Genomic DNA, 26,803 nt, shown 5'->3' on the forward strand with positions numbered 1-26,803 from the left:
TCACCGCACGCCTCCCAGGGGCAAAGTGGCCAGTACGCCGGGCAGTTGTTCACGGTCCAGGCGCGTGAGGGCCGCACCGGCCTCCCGCGCGGCAGCCTCCAGCGCGCGCCGGGCGTCGGTCAGCTCCTCGGCGCTGCGGCCGGTCACCCGCAGGTGGCCGCTGAGCGACAGCTCCCGCCGGTCCTCGGCGGCGAGGGTGAGACTGACGGTGGTGGCGAGCGCCGGAACCGCGGTGACCCGGGCGACGAACTGGGGGAGCGAGAGCCCGCCCTCGCCGCCCAGCGCGGGCCACTTGCGGACCCAGTACGTCGTGTGTCTGCGGTTGTCGCACCGCCAGCTGCGGCCGGACTCCTCGGTGCGCCGCTCCTGCCGGGGGGCCCGCCCCGCCTCCGCCGTCACCAGCGGATTGGCGCAGGCGGAGGTCGCGATCGCCGAGGTCAGCTCCTCCTCGTCGAGCACCGTGGCCCGGAACCCGGCCCCGGTCAGCCGGCTGGCCAGGTGGTCGGCCACCCGCACCACGCACTTCTGCGCCCCCACCAGCCCGCCGCCCCGGGCCGCCACGGCCTCCGGACACAGCTCCGGATCCACCTTCAGGGCGATCCAGGTGATGCGCACCGCGGGAGCACCGGTCTGCTCCTGCAGCGGCGCGTAGTTGCTGACCGCCACCGACTGCCGCGGCAGGTGCAGCGCGGGGGCGGGCTGGGTGTGCAGGACGATCTGTGCCGACTCCAGCCGGATGCCGTCCACGTCGAGCGCGTCCCGCACCAGGGCCAGCGGCAGCGGCCGCCGGGAGCGCTCGGCCCGCAGGGCCGTGGCGTCGGCCTCCACCTGCACCACGGCCGTGACGAACGTCCCGTCCCCGACGATGCCGACGGGGCGCCGCTCCCGGCCGCCGAACGCGTACGTACGCAGACTCGGATCACACTCCACCGCCGGAGCGAGCCCCGGTTCGGTGCCCGGCGGGAGCTCCGCCCCCGCCGCCCGCTTCTGCCGGGAACGCAGCGCCCGCACCGTGGCGATCCACTCGGGCAGCGAACGGCCGCGGCGGCGCACGAAGGCCAGCAGCACCAGCACCGCCGCGACGACCGCGGCGGGCATCAGGACGAGCGGGCCGAGGACCCAGCCCGCGAGGAGGACGGCGGCGGCGAGCTCCAGCAGGACGATCCGTTGCAACCGGAACGAACCGGACCGCCCCGCACGCACCTTGAGCTGGAGACCTCCGCGCGGGGACGCCTGCCCGGCCGACCGCGCGTCGGGCGCGGCGGCACCGCGCGACCGGCCGCGGCCACGACCCGGAGGCCGCCTTCCGGAAGCCATCACTGCATTCCCCCAATTTGTTCACAACACGCAGGAAATCCCGCATCCCACCAGGCCCCACAGGGCCCAGGCACCCTACCCGCTCCGCAAGTTGCTCCCCACACCAGGCATAGTAGGGGCCCGGTCCGACACCGGCGGGCGGACGAGGGCGATCCCCGCCCCCGGAGAAGGTGCGGGCGGGACACGGGCGGAACACGGGGAGAGACACGCACCAATGGCATCTCGGCGGGATCAGCTCAACGCCTACACCTTCGCGAAGCGCCGCTTGCTCGCGGCGTTCGTCCAGTCGTTCCCGCAGGGTTCGGAGGAGGGAGCGCCCCGCCCGCTGCGCGGCGTCGTGCCCGGCATCATCATCGGCGTGATCGTCATGGCCGTCTTCGGCGCCTGGGGCATGCTCAAACCGACCGCGCCCAAGGGCTGGGACACCCCCAACGAGAAAGTGATCATCGCCAGCGAGTCGACCACCCGGTACGTCGTGCTGAAGACCGGCAACGAGGCCCAACTGCACCCCGTGCTCAACATGGCGTCCGCCAAGCTGCTCCTGGCCCCCGGCAAGGGCGACGTCGTCACCGTCAGCGAATCGCTCCTCGACAGCGGCAGGATCCCGCACGGCGCCACCATCGGCATCCCCTACGCCCCCGACCGCCTCCCCTCCGCCAAGGAAGCCGGCGCCGCCAAGCGCTGGGTCGTCTGCGAACGCCCCAGCGCGGGCGGACAGTCCCTCCAGAAGGCCGCCCTCGTCCTCGCCGACCGCGAGCACAAACTGACCGAGGGCAAGCAGAAGCTGAAGGGCGGTCAGCTCCTCTACGTCGTCGACCCCGACGGCCACCGCCACATCGTGGACGCGAGCGGCACCGCCTACCGCGTCGACGAACTGGACAGCGGCGACAAACTGGAACTGCTGCTGCGCACGATCGTCGGCTCCGGCAGCACACCACAGCGGGTCTCCCGTGAGTGGCTGGCCACCCTCCACCGGGGCGACCCGGTCACCTTCCCGGAGCTCGACGCCGCCCCCGGCACCCCTGCCGACGCCCCAGGCCGGCTCGACCCGTCGGCCGACAAGGTCGGCACCGTGCTCAAGGCGCTCGACAACAACAAGGAGCAGTACTACGTGGTCCTCCCCGGCCGCGTCGCCCCCGTCTCCGCCTTCGTCGCCAAACTCCTGCTGTTCAGCGAGGAACTGGCCGCACTCGACCAGGCCGGACACGCCCTGGAGACAAGCCCCGGCGCGATCGTCCCGGGCAAGCCCTTCGGCGAGGAGCACGACTGGCCCACCGGCACCCCCGAGGCGGTCAACGAGGCGTCCGCCGCCAAGGGCAGCCGCAACACCGTCTGCAACGTCCTGCACGACGTCGGCGCCAAGGGCACCACCACCCTCACCACCTGGGCCGGCACCGACTTCCCGGCAGACCTCCCCGCCGGCTCCTCCAGCGCCTACGCCACGCCCGGCTCCGGACAGCTCTACCGCCAGTTCCAGGGCACCGAGACCAAGGCCGGCCCGGTCTTCCTCGTCACCGACACAGGGCTGCGCTACGTGCTGCAGTCCAACGCGGACAGCGCCACCGACGACGCCGGCATCGGCACGTCGGCCGAGGAGCGCAAGCAGTTGGAGCAGGAGGCCCAGCAGGCGCAGACCCGCCTCGGCTACGCCGACGTGGACCCGGCACCCATCCCGGCCGCCTGGTCCGCGTTCCTGCCCACCGGACCCCGCCTGTCCACGGCCGCGGCCCGCCAGCCGCAGGGCTCCTGACCGGGGGACGGCATGCGACGCACCCACCTCGCCCTGCTGCGGACGACGACCGCGGCGATCCTCCTGGCCACCCCGGTCGCCCTCGCCCCGCCGGCCGCCGCCGAGGACTCCTTCTCCGACCAGTGCGAATACCCCAACGCCTCCTACCCCGGCCGCCCCTGGTCCCTCCAGCGCGTCCAACTCGACGCGCTGTGGGCCCAGTCCAAGGGCAAGGGCGTCCGGGTCGCTGTCATCGACACCGGCGTCGACGCCGGCCACCCGCAGCTCAAGGGCGCGGTCGACGCCAAGAGCGGCCGCAACTTCCTGCCCAAGGGCCTCAAGGACGACAACGGCGACCCCGTGGACCGCGGCAAGGAGAACGGCACCACCGACACCGTCGGCCACGGCACCAAGGTCGCCGGCATCATCGCCGCCCGGCCCGCCGACAAGACCGGCTTCGTGGGCCTCGCCCCCGAGGCGACCATCATCCCGATCCAGCAGAACGACGCCGACGGCAACGGCGACACCAGCACCCTCGCCCAGAGCATCCGCTACGCCGTCCAGGCCAAGGCGAAGGTCATCAACATCAGCCAGGACACCTCCCACGCCGCCGAACCCGACCCGGACCTGAAGGCCGCCGTCGACGAGGCCTTGGCCCAGGACATCGTCGTCGTCGCCTCCGCGGGCAACGACGGCGCCGGAGGCAACGTCAAGAAGACCTACCCCGCCTCCTACGAGGGCGTCCTCGCGGTCGCCGCCTCCGACCGCAACAACGAACGCGCGTCCTTCTCCCAGTCCGGCGACTTCGTCGACGTGGCCGCACCCGGCGTCGACATGATCTCCACCGTCCCCAAGGGCGGCCACTGCCTCGACAACGGCACCAGCTTCTCCGCGCCCTACGTCGCGGGCATCGCCGCGCTCATCAAGGCCAAGCACCCCAAGTGGACGCAGCGTCAGATCACCGCCCAGATCGAACAGACCGCGGAACGCACCATCGCCGGCCGCGACCGCCTGGTCGGCTGGGGCGTCGTCGACCCGGTCGCCGCACTCACCGAGGACGACCGCCCCATCGAGTCCCCCCGCCCCCGCGAGGGCCTCACCCGAGCCGAGGCCCCCGCCGCGGCCCCCCTCCCCCTGGGCGAAACCGCCGACGAACGCAACACCCGCCTCGCCACCTACATCGCCGTCGGCACAGCCATCCTGGTCGCCGGCCTGGGCGGCACGGCGGTCGCCATCCGCGACGCGCGCCGGCGAAAGCGGGCGGTCACCCTTCGCCCTGACGACGGCGCGGTGTGAGAAATACCGCTGGATGACGTGAGACACGTCAGCAACCGGGGCCGTATTCCGTACCGTCCCGTGAAGAGAAGGTGAGGAACCATCGGCGGGCACGGCCGTGACTGTATATGGCAGTTGGGACTGTCGGTGCGGATCACTAGAGTGGTTCCGTTGCGGTCGTGATGGCTTCAGGGCGCGGACGGAACAACGCCCGAGCGGGTCCGACCGGCCACGGCACGGGGACAACGGGGCAGCAGTACGCACGGGGAGGATGAAGCATGGGGGATCCGGAAGCAGTCAGGGCCGGCGTACCGACAGGGCCGGCCGGATCGGCGGACCTGCGGCGCGGCATGATGGCGCTGTCGAAGTTCAAGGAGAAGGTGGACGACCTCCTCGAAACCTTCGAGGGGTCGGACGGCGGCCCGGCCAAGGTCTCCGCCCACAGCCTGCCGCAGACCGCCTTCGGCACAGGTGCCTTCCCGGAAGGCAAGCAGCTCCACCTGGAGTACGAGCGCGTCCATGAACGGATCACCGCGCTGTCCAAGTCACTTGGCCTGCAGCTCGAAGCCATGCGGATCGCGGTGCACGGCGTGGACGTCGACTTCGACAACCTCGAGGAAGAGCAGCGCTACCGGTTCCATGCGATCCGGGCCGAGGTCAACCAGACGCGTGACGAGATGCTGAACGAGCACCTCAAGCGGGACAACAACGCGGACCACACCGACGCGGGGTACTGATGAGCGGCGACAAGAACAGGCCGGACCCTTACCAGCAGGAGCGCGAGGACGCCACGACACAGAACGGCGCACTCGATGCGGTCATGACCATGACCCGCATGGTGAACCCGTTCAGCCCCCTCAGCCCCGGTTCCCGAGGTTTCCACTTCGCGTCCACCAACTTCGAGGGCTACGACCTGAACGACATGGTCGACATCGTGGAGTCGGCCAACCCCGAGCTCCTCGAGTCCGCGGGCGAGGCACTCCTCGCTGCCCGCACGGCGATCGAGGAGGCGGCGGAGGTCCTCGACGGCGACATCAAGAAGATCAACTGGGAGGGTGAGGCCCACGACTCCTTCCAGAAGTGGGCCAAGAGCCTCGTCACCACCGCCAAGGGCCTGGCGACCTACGCGGAGACCGTCGGCACCCAGGTCATGGCCGCCGGCTCCGGCCTCGCCTCCGTGCGCAAGTCCATGCCGCCGAGGGACTCCCGCAGCAACCCCAAGACCGTCGACGACATCCCGGTCGTCCAGCGGATCGACACCAACGAGGAGTTCACCGCCGCTCGCAAGGCGGAACAGAACCGGCAGGAAGCCATCAACCAGATGTATCGCCTGGCGTCTTTCTACAAGGTGTCGCAGGGGATGATGGCGAAGGCGGAGGAGCCGGTGTTTCCGAAGATGCCGGACGTCGGGATTCCGGCTCCGCCGCCGTCCTATGGACCGGTACCTCCGGGAGCGCCGAGGGAGACCCCGATCCTCGGTGAGGTCGGTACGACGCCGCAGGGCACGACAGTCACGGGAGCGACTGCCGTCGGGTCCACGGCGGAGCCGACGCTCGTGAAGGGGACCTCCGAGCCCTCGACGCTGCCGAAGCAGCCCGTGGGCACGGAGATCAACAGCGTCGGGACGCTGCCACCACAGGAAGCCGTGCGTCCGAGCACGGGCGCCGCGCCGCCCATGACCGGAGGACCTGCCGGTCAGCCGGGCCCGGTTCCCCCGATGGCGCCCAACACCATGCCGCCTGCCGTACGTGGAGCCACAGGGCGATTCACAGGGCCCGGGGCTGTGCCTGCGAGCAGGATTCCCCCTGCGGCGCAGGGCCGGATCGGCGGGCCCGGGGCGCAGGGCCCGCTCGGGCGCGTGGGACCGGGCGGGACGACCACCGGCCCGGGTAGCGGCTCCGCCGGACCGATGGGAAGGGCAACCGGGCCCATGGGGCCCGTGGGGCGTGCCGCAGCGCTCGGCCAGGGTGCGGCCTCCGGGAATGGCTCCGCCGGACCGATGGGAAGGGCAACTGGGCCCATGGGCCCCTTGGGGCGTGCCGCAGCGCCCGGTCAGGGTGCGGGCTCCGGGAACGGCCCCTTGGGTCGGGGCATCGTGGGTGGCGTACCGCGGGCCGCGGCACCCGTGCCCGGGCCCGCCGGTGGTGTTCCGCGCGGCACGAGCGGCCCTCTCGGGGCTGCCCCGGCCGGCCGCGGCGGAGCGCCCGGTCGAAGCGCTGACGGAGTGGTCGGCGGGCGTCCCGTCGTCGGAACATCGCCCGGCACCGGTGCGTCCAGACTGCCGCGCAGCACCGTCATCGGCGGCGAGAGGGACGCGACCTCCGGCACCAGCGGGCAGCGACCCGGCCGGCAGGGCGTGATCGGAGCGCCGCAGGCGACAGGGAACAGTGGGCAGACGCCTCGCCGCCCCGCCGCCGGCCCCGACGGAGTCGTCGGTACCCCCACGGGAAGAGGTTCGGCTCCCAGGAAGAGCGAGCGCTCATCCGAGACCCCCACGGGCCAGCGGGGTCCGTCGGGCGACCGGACTTCCGCCGCCGGCCGAGAGGGCCGCCGGAAGCGCCGCAACAACGCGTCGGCGTCCGACTGACCGTATGAACAAGGGACAAGCAGAAGCATGGTGTCAAGGATGAGCCGATCCGCCGGCCGGGACGCGACCGCGTCGTCTCACACGCAGCGCAGGAGACGGCGTTCAGGTGTCTGCTCGCTCCTCGGAGCTGCCCTGCTGCTGTCGACCGGCCTGACATCAGGTGCCGCGGCCGCGGACGCCCAGTCCACGCAGTGGGCGCTGTCCGCGATGAACGCCGAGGAGATGTGGAAGGTCAGCACCGGAGAGGGCGTCAAGATCGCGGTCATCGATACGGGCGTGAACCCGGACACTCCCGCGCTCAAGGGCCAGGTGCTTGCCGACGAGGTCCCGGAATCCCTGGCCCACAAGGCGACCGAGGACGACGAGGGCCACGGGACGACCATGGCGGAGCTGATCGCTGGCACGGGAGCCGGCGGCGGGCTGAAAGGGCTGGCTCCCGGGGCCAAGGTGGTGCCGTACCGGGTCGCGATGAAGGCCGAGACGGGGCCGGAGAGCAGGAAGTTCCCGGACCTGGCGGATGTGATCCGTGCCGTCGCCGACAGTGACGTCAAGATCATCAACATGTCCTTCGGCGGCGAGTTCCACGTCCCGGACATCGAGAAGGCCATCACCTACGCCCATTCCAAGGGCAAGCTGATGATCACGTCTGCGGTGACCAACCCGGAGTCGAAGCATGCTGTCGGCTACCCGGCCGCCTACCCCTACGTGGTGGGTGTTGCGGCCACCGACGCATCAGGAAAGGTCATCAACCGCTCGGAGGAGAGCAACTTCGTCGACGTCGCGGCGCCCGGGCAGGACCTCGCCTCGTACTGCGACACAGTGCGCCGCTCCTCCTGCGACGGGAACGAAGGCATCGACGGCGCCGCGGCCCTCACCTCGGCCTCCGCCGCGCTGGTGTGGTCCGCGCACCCGGACTGGACGGCCAACCAGGTTCTCGGCAGCATCATCGACACCGCCGGACGCGACTGGGAGAAGGACGACCCGAGCACCTTCCTCGGCTACGGCCTGGTCCGCCCCCGCAGGGTGCTCGAAAACCCGGACTTCAAGCCCGGCCCGGCCGACACCGATCCCCTGGCCCGGGAGAACGACCGAAGCATGTTCGACAAGTCGGGTAAGCCGGCCGCCGAGTCGGGCAAGCCGGCCGCCGAGGACTCCTCCGACAGCAACAACACCACCCTGTGGGTGGTCCTCGGAGGGGCCGCCGCCGCCCTGGCGCTCGGCGGCGGAGCCTTCGCCGTGCTCCGTTCCCGGCGGAGCTCCTAGTCCAACCCACCACCCAACACCGCGCGGTGAGCCGAACGCACCACCTCCCACCGCACCACCGCACTCACGAAAGGGACCGCCGACATGGCTGACGGCCGCAAGCTCTACGAGGCCCAGGTAGAGAAGCTCCAGACGAACGTCATCGACCGGTACGACTCGATCCGCCAGCAGCTCGCGCGCCTCCAGGGCACGATCGACATGATCGAGAAGCACTGGACGGGCCAGGGCGCCATCGCGTTCGACAAGAAGCAGACGGAGATCAACGGCCACATGGCCTCGATCGGCCGGATGCTGGACGACTTCCTCGAGGGCATCGAGCTGAACAAGAAGGACAAGCGCAACCTCGAAAGCCAGATCGAGGCGGACATCGTCAAGATCTCGGTGGACGACCTGGGCGGCAAGACCTCCGCCCTCAGCCAGTACTGACGCGAGCCGACCACCTTCCGGCTTTCTACGAAACGAGGAAATCATGTCCGGAGTCCACTACGACGAACTCGCCGTAAAGTACGGCACGATGGACGCGCTCGCCACCGAGCTGGGCGACCAGGCCAAGAAGCTGGAGGAGGACCTCGAGGCCCTCAAGAAGGCCGTCCTCGACGCGGCCGCGGGCTGGGGCGGCGAGGCCTACGACGAGTTCACCAAGAAGAGCAAGGAGTGGGACCGCCACGCCCGGGGCATCCACCAGGCTCTGACGAGCATCGCCCAGCGCGTGGGCACCGCCGGCGGTGACTACCGCGGCGGCGACCTGAAGGGCTCCAGCTACTTCATGTAGGCCCGGGGCACCGGGGCACGCACACATCACACGAACGGGTGGGCACGCACGGGAGGTGCCCACCCGTTCGTGCGCCCTCGACCCGGCCGGCCGGGTTCGCGGGATCCTCGGCACCGGGCGGCGCCCCGGGAGCCCTCCTCGGCGATCCGTCGAGAACCGCCCGCTCCACCGGGAAGCAGGTCCGATCCCCGCCGAGCTCCGCCCGGATGCCCTCACGGCGCTCGGAGCACCCGGGAAAACCGCCGCCTCACAACTCCTCCTCCGCCACCAGCCCCGTCTGCACCAGCGGGCGCCCCCGGCGCCGGGAGACGAACACGCCCCGGCCGGCCGGCATCGGGCGGGGGCGGACGCCGCCGAGGACGTCGCCCTCCCCGGGGTCGCCCGCGAGGACGACGCCCTGGGCGCCGAGTTCCTTGATGCGCTGCATGAACGCCTCGTAGGAGGCACGGCTCGCGCCGGCCGTGGAGCGGGCGATGATGAAGCGCACGCCGACGTCCCGGGCGAACGGGAGGAGTTCCGTCAGGCCGCTCAAGGGGTTGCCGCTGGACGTGGCGACGAGGTCGAAGTCGTCGATGACCACGTACACCGTCGGGCCCTGCCACCAGCTGCGGTCGCGGAGTTGCTGGGCGGTGACGTCGGCGGTCGGGGTGCGCCGCTTCATGAGGTCGGCCAGGGCGGCCATGTGGTGCTCCATGGCGTTGGACATGGGGATGTACTCGGCGAGGTGGGTGTCCGGTGTGACACCCAGCAGGGAGCGCCGGTTGTCGACCACGAACAGCTTGCACTCGTTGCCGGGATAGCGCGCCGTGAGCTGCTTGATGAGCAGCTTGAGCAGGTTGGACTTGCCGGACTCGCTCTCGCCGAAGACGAGGAAGAACGGGTCCTGGTCGAAGTCGACGAAGACCGGTTCGAGGTTGTCCTCGTCGAGGGCGAAGGCGACGCCGCGCTGCGGGAACCGGTTGCCCGGCGGCAGCTGCTCCGCCGGGAACTGGCGGGGCAGCAGCCGGACGGCGGGCGCCTCGGGGCCCTGCCAGTGCCGGGACACCTCGGCGGACAGGGCCGCGGTGGCGTCCGCCAGGTCCGTGTCGGAGGTGAGGCCGTCGATGCGCGGCACGGCCGCCATGAAGTGCAGCTTCTGCGGTGACAGACCCCGGCCGGGGACGCCGGCGGGCACGTTCGCGGCGACCTTGCGGTCGAGTTCGGAGTCCATCGTGTCGCCGAGCCGCAGCTCCAGCCGGTTCAGCAGGTTGTCCTTCAGGGCCGACCGCACCTCCATCGAGCGGGAGGCCGACAGGACCAGGTGGACGCCGTACCCGAGACCACGCGTGGCGATGTCGAGGATCACCTGATCGAGTGCCTCGTAGTCGCCGCGGAAGGTGGCCCAGCCGTCGATCACCAGGAAGACGTCGCCCCACGGCTGGTCGGTGACGGGGATGTCGCCGCGGGCCCGCCGGGCCCGGAACTCGGCGATCGAGGAGATGCCCGACGCGCGGAAGTACTCCTCGCGGCGGTTCAGCACGCCGTAGACCTCCGCCACGGTCCGCCGCACCTTCTCCGGGTCCAGGCGGGAGGCGACACCGCCGACGTGCGGCAGCCCGGCCACCGCGGCCATGCCGCCGCCGCCGAAGTCCAGCCCGTAGAACTGGACTTCCTGCGGGGTGTGGGTGAGCGCGAAGGCGCAGATCAGCGAGCGGAGCAGCGTCGACTTGCCGGACTGCGGGCCGCCGAGGATCTGCATGTGGCCCGCCGCGCCCGAGAAGTCCACCCACAGCGGGTCGCGGCGCTGTTCGTACGGCTTGTCGACGAGGCCGACCGGGACGAGCAGCCGGCCCGCGCCCTCGTAGCCGGGCTGGGTCAGGCCCCGGCCCGCCACGGCCGTCAGACCGGGCAGCAGGCCGTCCAGTGAGGGCGGGCTGTCCAGCGGCGGCAGCCACACCTGGTGGGCCGCCGGTCCCTGCGCCTCCAGCCGCCGCACGACGACGTCGAGGACGGTGTCGGCCAGCGCGTCGTCCACCTCGTCGGCGCCGTCCGCCGCGCCCGTCCGCTGCTGCGGCACGGGCGCGTAGTGCACCGGCACCTCCGCGGCCGTGAACAGCACCGGCCGCCGGTCGACCGGCAGCGGGCCGCCCGCCGCCGGGTTCTGCTGCCCGCCGGAGCGGTAGACGCCCGAGACGTAGGCGGCCTTGAACCGCGTCATCTCGTCGGTGCCGAACTTGAGGAATCCCGAACCCGGCACGTTCGGCAGTTCGTAGGCGTCCGGCACGCCCAGCGCCGCCCGCGACTCGGCGGCGGAGAAGGTGCGCAGACCGATGCGGTACGACAGATACGTCTCCAGGCCGCGCAGCCGGCCCTCCTCCAGTCGCTGCGAGGCCAGCAGCAGGTGCACGCCGAGCGACCGGCCGATGCGGCCGATCTGCACGAACATGTCGATGAAGTCCGGCTTCGCGGTGAGCAGTTCGCTGAACTCGTCGATCACCAGCAGCAGCGACGGGATCGGCTGGAGCGGCGCGCCGGCCGCGCGGGCCTTCTCGTAGTCGTGGATGTTGGCGTAGTTGCCCGCGTCGCGCAGCATCTCCTGGCGGCGGTTGAGCTCACCGCGGATGGAGTCGCCCATGCGGTCGACGAGCGTCAGGTCGTCCGCGAGGTTGGTGATCACGGCGGCCACGTGCGGCATCTGCGCCATGCCGGCGAAGGTGGCGCCGCCCTTGAAGTCCGCGAGGACGAAGTTCAGGGTCTCGGAGGAGTGGGTCACGGCGAGCCCCAGCACCAGGGTGCGCAGCAGTTCCGACTTGCCGGAGCCCGTCGCGCCGACGCACAGGCCGTGCGGGCCCATGCCCTCCTGCGCGGCCTCCTTGATGTCGAGCATCACCGGGCGGCCGTCCTCGCCGACACCGATCGGCACCCGCAGCCGCTCCGCCTGCGACCGCGGCCGCCAGGTCCGCCGGGTGTCGACGGAGGCGGCGTCGCCCAGGTTGAGCAGGTCCGTGAACTCCAGGTTCGCCAGCAGAGGTTCGTCGTCGTCCCCGCCCTCGGCCATCCGCAGCGGCGCCAGCTGGCGGGCCAGGGCCTCCGCGGACTCGTACGACAGGGCGTCCGGAATGCCCTCGTAGACGACGCCGTGCGCCGACTCCAGGTGCAGCGACCGCGGCCGTACGACGACGGAGAGGTCGCCGCGGACACCCGCCGGCTCGCCCTCGGTCACCTCGACGAGCGTGACGCCCTGCAGGCCCTCGGGGCTGAGCAGCAGGGAGTCCGGGGGCAGGGACACCCCGTCGAGCACGACGACGATGTGCGGTGTCTCGGGCAGCGGGGCGGCGTTCGGGTGGAAGCGCGGGCGCCCGGTCAGCCGGGCCGACAGCAGCTCCTCGGTCTCCCGCGGGTCGCCGCCGATCAGCCGGCGGGTGCCGGCACCGTCCGCGACGCCGGACAGCTGCACGTGCGGCAGCCACTTGGCCCACTCCCAGTGCGGCAGCGCCTCCCGCCCGGCCACCACCGCGACGATCAGGTCCTCGGGGGAGTGCAGGGCCGTCAGCGAACCGACCAGGGCGCGCGCGGAGGACCGCACGGACTCCGGCTCCCCGCCCAGCGTCACGTGGTAGAAGGCGCGCAGCGACACGGCCATCGGCAGCTCCTCCAGCGTGCGGTGGACTGCGACGAACCGCTGCATCGACCCGGCGGCGAGCGGCTCCAGCTGCTCCACGGGCGCCGTCTCGGGGGTGACCAGCTCGGTGGCCAGGGCCTGCGGACCGAGGCCGATGCGGACCTGCCCGAAGTCCTCGTCGCCCGGCCGCCGTTCCCACACCCGGCTGCCCTCGGCGACCAGGGCCCACAGTTGCTCCGGCGACGGGTGCAGGTAGTACTGGGCGTCCCGCTGCTTGCGTGCCGTCTCCTGGACGGTCCGGCGGGTCTGCGACAGATAGCTCAGGTAGTCGCGGCGCATATCGGCGAGCTGGCCCTGGGAACCGCGGCGGAAACGGATCACCATGGCGATGGACATGGCGATCGTCGACGCGATCATCACCATGCCCATGATCCGCATGAACGGCTGACCGCTGGTGAAGAAGAAGACCACCGAACCGCCCATGCCGAGCGTCGGCAGCAGCTGCATCAGCACGCTTTCCCGGTGGTCCCGCGGCAGTTCGGGCGGCGGCTGCACCACGACCTCACCGGACGGCACCTCGGGCGGGAGCGCGCGTGGCGGACGCTTCACGACGATCTGGGTCACTGCTCACCAATTCCCTTGGCGGCCCGCCGGGTTTGTCGTCCACCACCCCGTGTCAGGCGGACGAGGGCCGCCGCGCGATCCTACTGATCCCACCACGTGCCGCCGGACGGTAGGGTGCCGGATGTTCGCGTCAGCACACCTGAACCCGGCCGGAGATATGGGGCATTCCATGAGATCCGGCACGGTGCGGAACGCCGGGCCCGGCCGGATGGCCTCCGCTTGTGCCGTCCGGTGGCCGAACCGGCCGCTCCACGGCAGGCGGTGGCGCCGACGGAAGATGTCACAAGCCCTTCACATCGCGCACATTGCGCACATCGCGAACACCGACGCAGGACCGAGGGGGAACAGCAGGTGAGCATGACGGCCTCGACGACGGCCACCGGCCCGGGAGGACCGGGACAGGGCACGGCTCCGCCGCGGGCGGCGCAGGGACTCGGCTTCTGCCGGGTCACCATCGTCGCCCCCGACAGCCGGATCGACGTGGCCCTGCCCGACGACGTACCGGTCGCCGACGTCTATCCCGAGATCCTGCGCCTGGCCCGGCAGACCGCCGCCGAGGGCGCCCCGGTCGGCTACCACCTGGTGCGGCGGGACGGGACCGTCCTCGACAGCTCCCGCTCCTTCGCCGCGCAGCGCATCCTCGACGGTGAACTGCTCACCCTGCGCCCCTTCGCGGAATCGCTGCCGCCGGCCGTCTTCGACGACGTGTCCGAGGCGGTCGCCTCCGCCGTGACCCGCGACCGCTCCCTGTGGCGGGACGACCTCACGCGCGCGGCGGGCCTGACCGGCGGCGGGGTGCTGCTCGCCCTGCTCGCCTTCGTCGCTGGGACCGCCGACCCGCGGCACGACATGCACGGCCTGCCCGGCATCCTCGCGGGCGTCGCCGGAGTGCTCCTCGTCGTCCTCGGCTGTGTCCGCGCCCGCGTCTACGACGACCGGGCCGCCGGCGTCGCGCTGGGTCTCGGCGCGCTGCCGAACATGGGCGTGGCCGGTTCCGGCCTGCTGTCGCTGTCCGAGGGGCAGGGCATCGGCAAGCTCCAGTTCCTGCTGGCCTGCGCGGCGGTCCTGGTGGCCTCGGTGGTCCTCACTCTCTGCTCCCCGCGCGGCGACGGACCCTTCGTCGCCTTCGCGGTCGCCTCCGGACTCGCCCTGACCGCCACCTTCGTGGCGCTCCTCGGCCACTGGACCCCGTCCGAGATCGCCGCCCTGTGCGCGCCCCTCGCGGTCGGCGCGCTGGCCTTCCTGCCGGGCATGTCCATGCGTTTCGCACGGCTGCCCATCGGCTTCGACGCGCCCAACACCGCGCAGCGCACCGCGTACGGTGCCGAGCCCGAGCCGCAGGAACCGGTCGACGCCGAACGCATCGCCGCGCAGGCCCGGCGCGGCCACGAACTGCTCGTCGGCCTGGTCGGCGGCTGCGCGCTGCTCGCGGTCGGCTCCGCGCTGGTGCTCGGCTTCTCGGACGACGTGTGGGCCCGGCTGCTGGCCCTGGCCACCGGCATCGCGCTGCTGATGCGGGCGCAGCTGTTCCGCTACACCGCTCAGGTCGCCGGTCTGCTGGCGGCCGGCCTCGGGTCCCTGGTGGCGCTCGGGCTCGGCCTGGCGCTCAACCCGCCGCACGCCCTGATCCGGGACGCGCTCGCCGGGGACCGGGCCGGCCTCGACATCCGTACGATCTGGTTGGTCGCGGCCATCGCCCTGGCGGCGGCGATCATCACCTCGATCGGGCTGACGGCCTCGCGCAGCGGGCTCACGCCGTTCTGGGGCCGCTTCCTGGAGATCGCCGAGGGGTTCGTCCTGCTCACCCTGGTGCCGCTCGCGCTCGCCGTCTTCGAGGTCTACCAGTCCGTGCGGTCCATGACCGGCTGACGGCACCGGCCGCGGGCACGGTCCTCGACCGCCCGCCGGAACGGCGCCCGACCACTCGCCGGAACGGCACCCGACCGCCCGCCCGAACAGGCTCCCGCGCGGGCGGCCGCCCGGTCCGACGGCCACACAGTGACCGTCGGGCACACAGTGACCGTCGGGCACACAGTGGCCGTCGGGCACACACGTGCGCCCGCCCGGAGAGCCCCAGCGCCCCGCGCGTGCCCGCTCGGGCCGCTGCTCCGCACGATCGGTCACAGGTCCGCGCGGGGCCGGCGCCGCCGCGGTGGCCGCCGGCCGACTCGCCAGCGACGCCGCCCTCAGGGCGCTCCGCGCGATCGGTCACAGGTCCGCGCGGGCCACTTCCCGTGCACGCTCCCCGCACGCCCAGCGCCCCCAGCGCCCCCCGCGCACGCCGCGCACGCGGGGCACGCGGCCCCGCCCGTCACTCCGCCTCGGGGCCCGCCGGCTCCAGGTCGAACTCCCCGTCCCGGGCACCCAGCACGAACGCCCGCCACTCCGCCTCCGTGTACCGGAGCACGGTGTCCGGGTCGAGGGACGACCGCATGGCCACCGCGCCACCGGGCAGGTAGGCGATCTCGACCCGCTCCTCGTGTTCCTCGGTGCCCGGCGCGCTGTGCCACTCGACGCCGGAGATGTCGAGCCCGTACAGCTCGTCCTTCTCCCGCTCCTTGCGCGCCCTGATCTCCTCAGCCGTCTCCGCCATGCGCAGCGACCCCTTCCCGACTGTCCCGTGCTCCGGACGTTTCCAACGGTGCGGCGCTCACCCTAGTGGCCGCGGCCCGCCGGCCAGGGCGGTTCTCCGGAGCGGGGGAAGGAGCCCGGCCACCGCCTGGTAGGCTGGCCGACGGCCGTTTGTGTACGCACCCCCGGAGCGCCGCTCTGGAGGCCGCGCCCAGCGGATCCCCGCCTTCCGAGTCATGGAAGATCCCCCGAGACGAAGACCGGGGGCACTCGGTGGCCACTCACAGACTATGAGGAGTACGCGTGTCGCTCGACGCCGCTACGAAGAAGCAGATCATCTCCGAGTTCAGCACCAAGGAGGGCGACACCGGCTCCCCCGAGGTCCAGGTCGCTCTGCTCTCCCGTCGGATCTCCGACCTGACGGAGCACCTCAAGACCCACAAGCACGACCACCACTCCCGTCGTGGTCTGCTGATCCTGGTCGGTCAGCGCCGCCGGCTGCTGCAGTACCTGGCCAAGAAGGACATCGCACGCTTCCGTGTGCTGGTCGACCGCCTCGGCATCCGTCGCGGTGCGGCGGGCGCCAAGTAGGACGCCGTGGTGGGGAGCGGTTCCCTGAAGGAACGGGGACCGCTCCCTTTGCTGTACGTGCGGAGTGTCACCACCCCTTTGTAGTGTGGTAACACAACGCCATAGGAACGACTCACCGTGATGAGCCGTACCGCACCGGCTGTGCGGTCATCACTGGACGCCCCTCGGGGCGTCACGACGAACGGGGAGAAGCGCACCTCGCCGCCGCCGGTCCTCGGTAGTGGCCCCCGGGCAATGCGAACCCGGGTGCTTCGATCGAAGACCGGCCCGCACCAGACGGAGCGCTTCTCCGCCAACGTCCCCCACGCCACACGGGCGCGGAGGGACGAAAAGACGACAAGTAACGGAGAAACCGCTGGTGGAGAACGAGACCCACTACGCCGAAGCCGTCATCGACAACGGCTCCTTCGGCACCCGCACCATCCGCTTCGAGACCGGTCGCCTGGCCCGCCAGGCCGCCGGTTCCGCTGTGGCCTACCTGGACGACGACACCATGGTGCTGTCGGCCACCACCGCTTCCAAGAACCCCAAGGACCAGCTCGACTTCTTCCCGCTCACGGTGGACGTCGAGGAGCGGATGTACGCGGCGGGCCGGATCCCCGGCTCGTTCTTCCGCCGTGAGGGCCGTCCCTCCGAGGACGCCATCCTCACCTGCCGCCTCATCGACCGCCCGCTGCGCCCGTCCTTCAAGAAGGGCCTGCGCAACGAGATCCAGGTCGTCGCCACGATCATGGCGCTCAACCCCGACCACCTGTACGACGTGGTGGCCATCAACGCCGCCTCCGCGTCCACGCAGCTGGCCGGCCTGCCCTTCTCCGGCCCGATCGGCGGCGTCCGCGTCGCGCTGATCCGCGGCCAGTGGGTGGCCTTCCCGACGCACACCGAGCTCGAGGACGCCGTCTTCGACATGGTCGTCGCGGGCCGCGTCCTGGAGGACGGCGACGTCGCGATCATGATGGTCGAGGCCGAGGCCACCGAAAAGACCGTCAAGCTGGTCGAGGGCGGTGCCGAGGCCCCCACCGAGGAGATCGTCGCGGCCGGTCTGGACGCCGCGAAGCCCTTCATCAAGGTGCTCTGCAAGGCGCAGGCCGACCTCGCCGCGAAGGCCGCCAAGCCGACCGGCGAGTTCCCGATCTTCCTGGACTACCAGGACGACGTCCTCGAGGCGCTGACCGCCGCCGTCAAGCCCGAGCTCGCCCAGGCGCTCACCATCGCCGGCAAGCAGGAGCGCGAGGCCGAGCTCGACCGCGTGAAGTCCCTCGCCGCCGAGAAGCTCCTGCCGGAGTTCGAGGGCCGCGAGAAGGAGATCTCCGCCGCGTACCGCGCGCTGACCAAGTCCCTGGTCCGCGAGCGCGTCATCAAGGAGAAGAAGCGCATCGACGGCCGCGGTGTCACCGACATCCGCACCCTGGCCGCCGAGGTCGAGGCCATCCCGCGGGTGCACGGCTCGGCGCTGTTCGAGCGTGGCGAGACCCAGATCCTGGGCGTCACCACCCTCAACATGCTGCGCATGGAGCAGCAGCTGGACACCCTCTCCCCGGTGACCCGCAAGCGCTACATGCACAACTACAACTTCCCGCCCTACTCCGTCGGCGAGACCGGCCGCGTCGGCTCCCCGAAGCGCCGCGAGATCGGCCACGGCGCCCTCGCCGAGCGCGCCATCGTGCCGGTGCTGCCGACGCGCGAGGAGTTCCCCTACGCGATCCGTCAGGTCTCCGAGGCCCTCGGTTCCAACGGCTCGACGTCCATGGGCTCGGTCTGCGCCTCCACCATGTCGCTGCTGAACGCCGGTGTGCCGCTCAAGGCCCCGGTCGCCGGTATCGCCATGGGCCTGATCTCCCAGGAGATCAACGGCGAGACGCACTACGTCGCCCTCACCGACATCCTCGGTGCGGAGGACGCCTTCGGCGACATGGACTTCAAGGTCGCCGGCACCAAGGAGTTCGTGACCGCCCTCCAGCTCGACACCAAGCTGGACGGCATCCCGGCCTCCGTCCTGGCCGCCGCTCTCAAGCAGGCCCGTGACGCCCGCCTCCACATCCTCGACGTGATGATGGAAGCGATCGACACGCCGGACGAGATGTCCCCGAACGCGCCGCGGATCATCACCGTGAAGATCCCGGTCGACAAGATCGGTGAGGTCATCGGCCCGAAGGGCAAGATGATCAACCAGATCCAGGAGGACACCGGCGCCGAGATCACCATCGAGGACGACGGCACCATCTACATCGGTGCCGCCGACGGCCCGGCCGCCGAGGCCGCCCGCGCCACGATCAACGGCATCGCCAACCCGACGATGCCCGAGGTCGGCGAGCGCTACCTGGGCACGGTCGTGAAGACCACCACCTTCGGTGCCTTCGTCTCCCTGCTGCCCGGCAAGGACGGCCTGCTGCACATCTCGCAGATCCGCAAGCTGGCCGGCGGCAAGCGCGTGGAGAACGTCGAGGACGTGCTCGGCGTGGGCCAGAAGGTCCAGGTCGAGATCGCCGAGATCGACTCCCGCGGCAAGCTCTCCCTGATCCCCGTCATCGAGGGCGAGTCCGACAACGGCTCCGACGAGAAGAAGGACGACGCCGACAAGTGACGTCCCCTGGCTTCGAGGCGACGGCCCGCACCTCTCCGGAGGCGCGGGCCGTCGCCCGTACCCGAACCCTGATCAAGGGCGACAACGGCACCGGCACCGTCCGCAGGACCACCCTCCCCGGCGGCCTGCGCATCGTCACCGAGATCCTGCCCTCGGTCCGCTCCGCCACCTTCGGTATCTGGGCGCACGTCGGCTCCCGCGACGAGACCCCGGCGCTGAACGGCGCGACCCACTACCTGGAGCACCTGCTCTTCAAGGGCACCTCCCGGCGGTCCGCGCTGGACATCTCCGCCGCCCTGGACGCGGTCGGCGGCGAGATGAACGCGTTCACCGCCAAGGAGTACACGTGCTACTACGCGCGCGTGCTCGACACCGACCTGCCGCTCGCCATCGACGTGGTGTGCGACATGCTCACCGGCTCACTGATCCGCGAGGAGGACGTCGACGTCGAACGCGGCGCCATCCTCGAAGAGATCGCCATGACCGAGGACGACCCCGGCGACTGCGTGCACGACCTGTTCGCGCACACCATGTTCGGCGACAACCCCCTCGGCCGCCCCGTCCTCGGCACCGTCGACACGGTCAACGCGCTCACCGCCGACCGCATCCGCCGCTTCTACCGCAAGCACTACGACCCCACCCACCTGGTCGTCGCCTGCGCCGGCAACATCGACCACGCCACGGTCGTCCGCCAGGTCCGGACCGCCTTCGAACGGGCCGGCGCGCTCACGGACCCCGCGGCCACACCGATCGCCCCGCGCGGCGGACAGCGCGCCCTGCGCACCGCCGGCCGGGTCGAACTCCTCGACCGCAGGACCGAGCAGGCCCACATCGTCCTCGGCATGCCCGGCCTGGCCCGCACCGACGACCGCCGCTGGGCACTCGGCGTGCTCAACACCGCCCTCGGCGGCGGCATGTCCTCCCGCCTGTTCCAGGAGGTCCGCGAGAAGCGCGGCCTGGCCTACAGCGTGTACTCGTACACCTCCGGCTTCGCCGACTGCGGCCTGTTCGGCGTGTACGCGGGCTGCAGGCCCTCCCAGGTGCACGACGTGCTGAAGATCTGCCGCGACGAGCTCGACCAGGTCGCCGAGCACGGTCTGCCCGACGAGGAGATCGAACGCGCCATCGGCCAGCTGAGGGGTTCCACCGTCCTCGGCCTGGAGGACACCGGCGCGCTGATGAACCGTATCGGCAAGAGCGAGCTGTGCTGGGGCGAGCAGATGTCGGTCGACGACATGCTCTCCCGGATAGCCTCGGTCACCCCGGACGACGTCCGCGCCGTCGCCCGCGACATCCTGGGACGACGGCCCTCCCTGTCGGTCATCGGCCCGCTCAAGGACAAGCAGGCGTCCCGGCTGCACGACGCCGTCGCCTGACCCCTCCCGTAAGGAAGCAACGAACATGAGCAAGCTGCGCGTGGCGGTCCTCGGAGCCAAGGGCCGCATCGGGTCCGAGGCGGTACGGGCGGTCGAGGCCGCCGAGGACATGGAGCTGGTGGCCGCCCTCGGCAGCGGCGACAAGCTGGAGACCCTCGTCGAAGCGGACGCCCAGGTCGTCGTGGAACTGACCACGCCCGCGTCCGTGATGGGCAACCTGGACTTCTGCGTGCGGCACGGCATTCACGCCGTCGTCGGCACCACCGGCTGGACCGACGAGCGCCTCGCGCAGCTGAAGGGCTGGCTCGACCAGTTCCCGGAGACGGGTGTGCTCATCGCGCCCAACTTCTCCATCGGCGCCGTCCTCACCATGAAGTTCGCCCAGATCGCGGCGCCCTACTTCGAGTCCGTCGAGGTCGTCGAACTCCACCACCCGAACAAGGTGGACGCCCCCAGCGGGACCGCCGCGCGCACCGCACAGCTCATCGCCGAGGCCCGCCGGACGGCCGGCACCGCCCCCGCCCCGGACGCCACCGTCACCGCCCTGGACGGCGCCCGCGGCGCCGACGTGGACGGCGTGCCGGTGCACTCCGTGCGGCTGCGCGGGCTCCTCGCCCACCAGGAGGTCCTGCTCGGTGGCGAGGGCGAGACCCTCACCGTCCGTCACGACTCCCTGCACCACAGCAGCTTCATGCCGGGCATCCTCCTCGGCACCCGCCGCGTGGTGTCCACTCCGGGCCTGACCTTCGGCCTGGAGCACTTCCTCGACCTGAACTGAGCCCGGACCCACCCCATGCGCGCGAAGATCTCCTACGCCCTCACGGCCGCCGTCCTGGTCGTCTACTTCGTCCTGGTCGGCAGCCGCGGCGTGCTGCTCATCCGGGCCGGCACCCTGCTGACCGTCACCCTGGGCGTCGCGGTGCTGGTCCTGCCGGTCATCGGCGTGTGGTTCCTGTGGAAGAACACCCAGTTCGTGCGCGACGCCAACCGGCTCGCCGCCGAACTCGACGCCGAGGGCGGACTGCCCGTCGACGACCTGAAGCGGCTGCCCAGCGGCCGGGTGGACCGTGACTCCGCCGACGAGGTCTTCGCCCGGCGCAAGGCCGAGACGGAGGATGCCCCCGACGACTGGCGCACCTGGTTCCGCCTGGCCGTCGCCTACCACGACGCCCGTGACACCCCGCGCGCCCGCAAGGCGATGCAGCGGGCGATCAGCCTGCGCAAGGCGTCTCCCTGACGCCACCCCCGCACACCGGACGCACACGCGCTCGGGTCCCGGTCCGCATCCGGACCGGGCCCCGAGCGCGTCGGACCGAGGGGCTCAGCCCGGCCGGTACTCGTCCGTCCAGACCTCCACCGCGTCCGCCGCCCGGTCGAAGGCCGGCTCGCGTCCCAGGAAGTCCGCGTTGTGCGTGGTCAGCAGCGGCACCGCGGGCTCGGCGGAGCGGCCCTGCCGGACCAGCAGCAGGGCCTGCCCCTGCACCGTCCGCGGCAGCCCCAGCCAGCGCACCGGCTGCTGCACGGTGCGCACCGAGGCGACCTGCGCCCAGGGCGTGGTCCGCGTGGTCCAGAACACCACGTGCCGCAGCCCCCGGGCGCTCACCCACACGCCCATCCGCAGCAGGCGCAGTGCGCAGGCGATGCCGGCCAGCGCGAGCGCGAACACCACGCCCGCCGACGACATCGACGCGGTCGCCGCGATGATCACCGCGGCGAACAGCACGAACGACGCCAGCAGCAGCACGACCGCCGCCGCCCCCACCCGCCACGGTCCCGGACGGTACGGGCGCCGCCAGAGGTCACGGTCGTCGTACGGAAGCGCGACGTCGTCCGCCGTGTCGAAGGCACGGTCGGCCGTCAGGAAGGGCAGGGGCACGGCTGGTCCTCACTCGATCCATGCGGGGGCAGTGCCGGTGAGGCTACCGAGCTGTGGGGTGAGTCACCACCATCGGGGTCCGGACGGCGCCGGGGCGGCGCGTCCGGCGGTTCAGCGTCTCTCGGACGCCTGCGACTGCTCGGTCCCCGGACCCGAGGTGTCGGGGGTCAGCGCCGGCGTCCCGATGACGAGGGACCCCACGAGTCCGGCGGTGACGGTCAGCCCCAGCAGCCAGCGTCCGGCGATCTGAGCGGCGGACGCCCGCTCACGGGGCGGGGGAGTGACATTGCTACGGAATCTGTCGGCCTCGGCGAGGAAGGCGAACGGCACGGGTTCACGCCGACCGAGCATCGGGTGTGTGTCTCCCTTCGGGTCGAACGAAACTGCTGTTACCCCTTCATACGAACGGACGCCCCAAAAGGTGCCCGGACGCACAAAGTTCCCAGGGCCGGAACGAGTCGGGCGCCTGCCGCCCCCGGCCGGACGCCCCGTAAAGTGGGCGCCGCGCGCCAGCCCCGGGCGCCGCCGCCAGACCTGATGGGAAGGACCCTCTTGAGCCCCGCCGACGATCCCCAGCCGACCCCGCACGCAGATGTCGCCCTGCGGAGCGACGTCACGGTCGAGCTGGTCAAGTCCAGCGCCTCGGACGCCGACGTACTCTTCGCCGCCCGCGTCTCGACTCTCGGCGAGCAGTCGATCGGGGAACTGCAGAAGGACCCCGAGCGCTCCAAGGGCCTGATCAACTACCTCATGCGGGACCGGCACGGCAGCCCGTTCGAGCACAACTCGATGACCTTCCTGATCAGCGCGCCGATCTTCGTCTTCCGCGAATTCATGCGGCACCGGGTGGGCTGGTCGTACAACGAGGAGTCGGGGCGCTACCGCGAGCTGGAGCCCGTCTTCTACGTGCCCGACGCCTCGCGCAAGCTGGTCCAGGAGGGACGCCCGGGCAAGTACGTCTTCGTCGAGGGCACGCCCGACCAGCACGCCACCGTGCAGCGCGTCCTGACGGAGACCTACCAGCAGGCGTACGCCGCGTACCAGAAGCTGCTGGCCGAGGGCGTCGCCCGCGAGGTCGCCCGTGCCACGCTGCCGGTCGGCCTGTACTCCTCGATGTACGCCACCTGCAACGCCCGTTCACTGATGCACTTCCTGGGTCTGCGCACCCAGCACGAGCTGGCCAAGGTCCCCTCCTTCCCGCAGCGCGAGATCGAGATGGTCGGCGAGCGGCTGGAGGCCGAGTGGGCCCGTCTGATGCCGCTCACCCATGCCGCCTTCAACGCCAACGGACGTGTCGCCCCGTAAAGGGGAACGGTGGGATTCCGCGTGCAGGCGCGGTGAATTTCCGCGCCAGGCACAGATGTGCGGTTCAGCCCTACGAAGTGTCCGGATTGCGGCGTTTCGCGAAGTTCATCTAGCCTGATCGAACGGACCCGGTACTGCCTGAACCCCCGAGCAGGCAGTGCCGGGATCCGCCTTTGTCCCGCGTTGTCGCCTCCCCCGAGGGCAGACCCCGACCTGAGCAACGAGTAGCGTGTAGCCCATGGCACCGACCTCCACTCCGCAGACCCCCTTCGGGCGGGTCCTCACCGCCATGGTCACGCCCTTCACGGCGGACGGCGCACTCGACCTCGACGGCGCCCAGCGACTCGCCACCCACCTGGTGGACGCAGGCAACGACGGCCTGATCATCAACGGCACCACCGGCGAGTCGCCCACCACCAGCGATGCGGAGAAAGCCGACCTCGTACGGGCGGTCCTGGAGGCGGTCGGCGACCGCGCGCACGTCGTGGCCGGAGTCGGCACCAACGACACCCGCCACAGCATCGCGCTGGCCCGCACCGCCGAGCGCGTCGGCGCCCACGCCCTGCTGGTCGTCACCCCGTACTACAACAAGCCCCCGCAGGAGGGCCTGCTCCGGCACTTCACGGCCATCGCCGACACCACCGAGCTGCCGGTGATGCTCTACGACATCCCCGGCCGCAGCGGCGTCCCGATCAACACCGAGACGCTCGTCCGCCTCGCCGAGCACCCCCGGATCGTCGCCAACAAGGACGCCAAGGGAGACCTCGGCCGCGCGAGCTGGGCCATCGCGCGCTCCGGCCTCGCCTGGTACTCCGGCGACGACATGCTGAACCTCCCGCTGCTCTCCGTGGGCGCGGTCGGGTTCGTCTCGGTCGTCGGCCACCTCGTCACCCCCGAGCTGCGTGCCCTGGTCGATGCATACACCTCCGGAGACGTCCAGAAGGCCACCGAGATCCACCAGAAGCTGCTCCCCGTCTACACGGGCGTCTTCCGCACCCAGGGCGTGATGACCACCAAGGCGGCGCTCGCCCTGCAGGGACTGCCCGGCGGACCCCTGCGCGCCCCGATGGTCGGGTGCGCGCCGGAAGAGATCGAGCAGCTCAAGATCGATCTTGCCGCCGGCGGGGTACAGCTCTGACAACGGGCTTCGCGCGATCGCGCGCGCATGGACTTCACAACTGAATAGGCGGGCCACCGGTGCCCGCACCCCACAACGACAATTGCTTCTGCACGAACGTCATGCGCGCCACGTGCCCACCGGTACGTGGCGCGTGTGGTTGAGGAGAGTCTTTTGAGTCATCCGCATCCTGAACTGGCTCCGCCCCCGCCGCTGCCCGAGGGCGGCCTGCGCGTCACCCCGCTCGGCGGCCTCGGCGAGATCGGCCGGAACATGACCGTTCTCGAGTACGGCGGCCGCCTGCTGATCGTCGACTGCGGAGTGCTCTTCCCCGAGGAGGAGCAGCCCGGAATCGACCTGATCCTTCCGGACTTCTCGTCCATCCGTGACCGCCTCGACGACATCGAGGGCATCGTCCTCACGCACGGCCACGAGGACCACATCGGCGGCGTCCCCTTCCTCCTCCGGGAGAAGCCGGACATCCCGCTGATCGGCTCCAAGCTGACCCTCGCCCTCATCGAGGCGAAGCTGCAGGAGCACCGCATCCGCCCCTACACCCTGCAGGTGGCCGAGGGGCACCGCGAGCGCATCGGCCCCTTCGACTGCGAGTTCGTCGCGGTCAACCACTCCATCCCGGACGCGCTGGCCGTCGCCGTCCGCACCCCCGCGGGCATGGTGGTCCACACTGGCGACTTCAAGATGGACCAGCTGCCCTTGGACAACCGGCTCACGGACCTGCACGCCTTCGCCCGGCTCAGCGAGGAGGGCATCGACCTCCTCCTGTCCGACTCGACGAACGCCGAGGTGCCGGGATTCGTCCCGCCCGAGCGGGACATCTCCAACGTCCTGCGCCAGGTCTTCGCCAACGCCCGCAAGCGGATCATCGTGGCCAGCTTCGCCAGTCACGTGCACCGCATCCAGCAGATCCTCGACGCGGCGCACGAGTACGGCCGCAGAGTCGCCTTCGTCGGCCGCTCCATGGTGCGCAACATGGGCATCGCCCGCGATCTCGGCTACCTGAAGGTGCCGCCGGGCCTCGTCGTGGACGTCAAGACCCTGGACGACCTGCCCGACCACGAGGTGGTCCTGGTCTGCACCGGTTCCCAGGGCGAGCCGATGGCCGCGCTGTCGCGCATGGCCAACCGGGACCACCAGATCCGCATCGTCGAGGGCGACACGGTGATCCTCGCGTCGTCCCTCATCCCCGGCAACGAGAACGCCGTCTACCGCGTGATCAACGGCCTGACCCGCTGGGGCGCCAACGTCGTCCACAAGGGCAACGCCAAGGTGCACGTCTCGGGGCACGCCTCGGCCGGCGAGCTGCTGTACTTCTACAACATCTGCCGCCCGCGGAACCTCATGCCGGTGCACGGCGAGTGGCGCCACCTGCGGGCCAACGCCGAGCTGGGCGCCCTCACCGGTGTCCCGCACGACCGGATCGTCATCGCCGAGGACGGCGTGGTCGTCGACCTCGTCGAAGGCAAGGCGAAGATCTCCGGCAAGGTGCAGGCCGGCTACGTCTACGTCGACGGCCTCTCCGTCGGCGACGTCGGCGAGCCCGCCCTGAAGGATCGCAAGATCCTCGGTGACGAGGGCATCATCTCCGTCTTCGTGGTCATCGACTCCTCCACCGGCAAGATCACCGGCGGCCCGCACGTCCAGGCCCGCGGTTCCGGTATCGAGGACTCGGCCTTCGGCGCGGTGATCCCCAAGATCACGGAGGTGCTGGAACGCTCGGCCCAGGACGGCGTGGTCGAACCCCACCAGATGCAGCAGCTGGTGCGGCGCACGCTGGGCAAGTGGGTGTCGGACACCTACCGGCGCCGTCCGATGATCCTCCCCGTCGTGGTGGAGGTCTGACGGTCCGTCGGCCGACGCGCACGCGCCAACACGGAGCGGGGCGCCTCGATTTGCATCGGGGCGCCCCGCTCCAGTACGTTTACAGCTCCCCCCGATCGGGAACCCGACTGCTCCGCGCGTCGGTGCCAGTCCCTGGCGGGGTGGAAAATCCGACCGAGAACATCTGATAAAGTCGGGTCCGCCGGAAAGGGAAACGCGAAAAGCGTCGACCTGGAAAGCACTGAGGAAATCGGATCGAAAAGGTCTGATAGAGTCGGAAACGGAAACACCGAAGGGAAGCGCCCGGAGGAAAGCCCGAGAGGGTGAGTACGAAGGAAGCGTCCGTTCCTTGAGAACTCAACAGCGTGCCAAAAGT

The 26,803-nt window shown here is 71.1% G+C and carries 21 protein-coding genes; 16 read left to right on the forward strand and 5 right to left on the reverse strand.

From position 1 onward, the window contains the following. Complete coding sequence (gene eccE / locus ACIRPP_RS31350) at positions 1–1,317, reverse strand: type VII secretion protein EccE (protein WP_403649986.1); 1,317 nt, start codon at positions 1,315–1,317, stop codon at positions 1–3. A gap of 214 nt (positions 1,318–1,531) precedes the next feature. On the opposite strand from eccE, the gene eccB reads away from it, so the two are divergent. The 7 genes from eccB (at position 1,532) to ACIRPP_RS31385 (ending at position 8,943) form a co-directional block, all read left to right on the forward strand. Next, complete coding sequence (gene eccB / locus ACIRPP_RS31355; protein WP_403649989.1) at positions 1,532–3,067, forward strand: type VII secretion protein EccB; 1,536 nt, start codon at positions 1,532–1,534, stop codon at positions 3,065–3,067. A gap of 12 nt (positions 3,068–3,079) precedes the next feature. Further along, positions 3,080–4,342, forward strand: a complete 1,263-nt coding sequence (mycP, locus tag ACIRPP_RS31360; RefSeq protein WP_403649992.1) for a type VII secretion-associated serine protease mycosin — start codon at positions 3,080–3,082, stop codon at positions 4,340–4,342. A 257-nt stretch (positions 4,343–4,599) separates the two neighbouring features. Beyond that, positions 4,600–5,058 carry a hypothetical protein gene (locus ACIRPP_RS31365; protein WP_403649995.1) on the forward strand — a complete coding sequence of 153 codons (459 nt, stop codon included), beginning with the start codon at positions 4,600–4,602 and terminating at the stop codon, positions 5,056–5,058. Beyond that, positions 5,058–6,908 (forward strand): hypothetical protein, encoded by a 1,851-nt coding sequence (locus ACIRPP_RS31370; protein ID WP_403649998.1) that lies wholly within the window; start codon positions 5,058–5,060, stop codon positions 6,906–6,908. Before ACIRPP_RS31365 ends, ACIRPP_RS31370 begins: the two co-directional genes overlap by 1 nt. Positions 6,909–6,947: 39 nt before the next feature. Beyond that, positions 6,948–8,171, forward strand: coding sequence for a S8 family serine peptidase (locus ACIRPP_RS31375; protein WP_403650001.1), 1,224 nt, complete (start codon positions 6,948–6,950; stop codon positions 8,169–8,171). Between the two features lie 84 nt (positions 8,172–8,255). Further along, positions 8,256–8,597, forward strand: a complete 342-nt coding sequence (locus tag ACIRPP_RS31380; RefSeq protein ID WP_164337346.1) for a WXG100 family type VII secretion target — start codon at positions 8,256–8,258, stop codon at positions 8,595–8,597. A gap of 43 nt (positions 8,598–8,640) precedes the next feature. Then, positions 8,641–8,943: a WXG100 family type VII secretion target gene (locus ACIRPP_RS31385; protein ID WP_164337345.1), complete on the forward strand. Its 303-nt coding sequence runs from the start codon at positions 8,641–8,643 to the stop codon at positions 8,941–8,943. Positions 8,944–9,190: 247 nt separating this feature from the next. Here the strand turns inward: ACIRPP_RS31385 and eccCa are convergent, their stop codons facing one another. Further along, a complete protein-coding gene (gene eccCa, locus ACIRPP_RS31390; RefSeq protein ID WP_403650005.1) occupies positions 9,191–13,168 on the reverse strand; it encodes a type VII secretion protein EccCa in 3,978 nt (1,325 codons plus the stop codon). A gap of 357 nt (positions 13,169–13,525) precedes the next feature. Between eccCa and eccD the strand changes: the two genes are divergently transcribed. Next, a complete protein-coding gene (gene eccD / locus ACIRPP_RS31395) occupies positions 13,526–15,037 on the forward strand; it encodes a type VII secretion integral membrane protein EccD (RefSeq protein WP_403650032.1) in 1,512 nt (503 codons plus the stop codon). A gap of 442 nt (positions 15,038–15,479) precedes the next feature. Here the strand turns inward: eccD and ACIRPP_RS31400 are convergent, their stop codons facing one another. Next, positions 15,480–15,761, reverse strand: coding sequence for a DUF397 domain-containing protein (locus tag ACIRPP_RS31400; protein ID WP_164338357.1), 282 nt, complete (start codon positions 15,759–15,761; stop codon positions 15,480–15,482). A gap of 281 nt (positions 15,762–16,042) precedes the next feature. Between ACIRPP_RS31400 and rpsO the strand changes: the two genes are divergently transcribed. The 5 genes from rpsO (at position 16,043) to ACIRPP_RS31425 (ending at position 21,527) form a co-directional block, all read left to right on the forward strand. Then, a complete protein-coding gene (gene rpsO / locus ACIRPP_RS31405; RefSeq protein WP_403650008.1) occupies positions 16,043–16,330 on the forward strand; it encodes a 30S ribosomal protein S15 in 288 nt (95 codons plus the stop codon). 358 nt (positions 16,331–16,688) lie between these two features. Then, positions 16,689–18,914: a polyribonucleotide nucleotidyltransferase gene (locus tag ACIRPP_RS31410; RefSeq protein ID WP_192231623.1), complete on the forward strand. Its 2,226-nt coding sequence runs from the start codon at positions 16,689–16,691 to the stop codon at positions 18,912–18,914. Then, complete coding sequence (locus ACIRPP_RS31415) at positions 18,911–20,290, forward strand: M16 family metallopeptidase (protein ID WP_403650012.1); 1,380 nt, start codon at positions 18,911–18,913, stop codon at positions 20,288–20,290. Before ACIRPP_RS31410 ends, ACIRPP_RS31415 begins: the two co-directional genes overlap by 4 nt. A gap of 25 nt (positions 20,291–20,315) precedes the next feature. Continuing rightward, the gene (gene dapB, locus ACIRPP_RS31420) at positions 20,316–21,068 is read left to right on the forward strand and encodes a 4-hydroxy-tetrahydrodipicolinate reductase (protein ID WP_403650015.1); all 753 of its coding nucleotides are present in this window, start codon (positions 20,316–20,318) and stop codon (positions 21,066–21,068) included. 15 nt (positions 21,069–21,083) lie between these two features. Then, positions 21,084–21,527 (forward strand): hypothetical protein, encoded by a 444-nt coding sequence (locus ACIRPP_RS31425; RefSeq protein ID WP_164338362.1) that lies wholly within the window; start codon positions 21,084–21,086, stop codon positions 21,525–21,527. Between the two features lie 84 nt (positions 21,528–21,611). On the opposite strand, the gene ACIRPP_RS31430 is transcribed toward ACIRPP_RS31425, so the two are convergent. Together ACIRPP_RS31430 and ACIRPP_RS31435 are read right to left on the reverse strand one after the other, a co-directional pair. Then, a complete protein-coding gene (locus ACIRPP_RS31430; RefSeq protein ID WP_403650018.1) occupies positions 21,612–22,166 on the reverse strand; it encodes a hypothetical protein in 555 nt (184 codons plus the stop codon). A 111-nt stretch (positions 22,167–22,277) separates the two neighbouring features. Continuing rightward, positions 22,278–22,517 carry a hypothetical protein gene (locus tag ACIRPP_RS31435; RefSeq protein WP_403650021.1) on the reverse strand — a complete coding sequence of 80 codons (240 nt, stop codon included), beginning with the start codon at positions 22,515–22,517 and terminating at the stop codon, positions 22,278–22,280. Positions 22,518–22,703: 186 nt separating this feature from the next. Between ACIRPP_RS31435 and thyX the strand changes: the two genes are divergently transcribed. The 3 genes from thyX (at position 22,704) to ACIRPP_RS31450 (ending at position 26,448) form a co-directional block, all read left to right on the forward strand. Further along, a complete protein-coding gene (thyX, locus tag ACIRPP_RS31440; protein ID WP_403650023.1) occupies positions 22,704–23,471 on the forward strand; it encodes an FAD-dependent thymidylate synthase in 768 nt (255 codons plus the stop codon). Between the two features lie 238 nt (positions 23,472–23,709). Continuing rightward, positions 23,710–24,609 carry a 4-hydroxy-tetrahydrodipicolinate synthase gene (gene dapA, locus ACIRPP_RS31445; protein WP_403650026.1) on the forward strand — a complete coding sequence of 300 codons (900 nt, stop codon included), beginning with the start codon at positions 23,710–23,712 and terminating at the stop codon, positions 24,607–24,609. 153 nt (positions 24,610–24,762) lie between these two features. Beyond that, the gene (locus ACIRPP_RS31450) at positions 24,763–26,448 is read left to right on the forward strand and encodes a ribonuclease J (RefSeq protein ID WP_403650029.1); all 1,686 of its coding nucleotides are present in this window, start codon (positions 24,763–24,765) and stop codon (positions 26,446–26,448) included. The last annotated feature ends 355 nt before the right edge of the window (positions 26,449–26,803 follow it).

It is taken from the genome of Streptomyces sp. NPDC101219, assembly GCF_044767675.1.
In the GTDB taxonomy this organism is placed as follows: Bacteria; Actinomycetota; Actinomycetes; order Streptomycetales; family Streptomycetaceae; genus Streptomyces.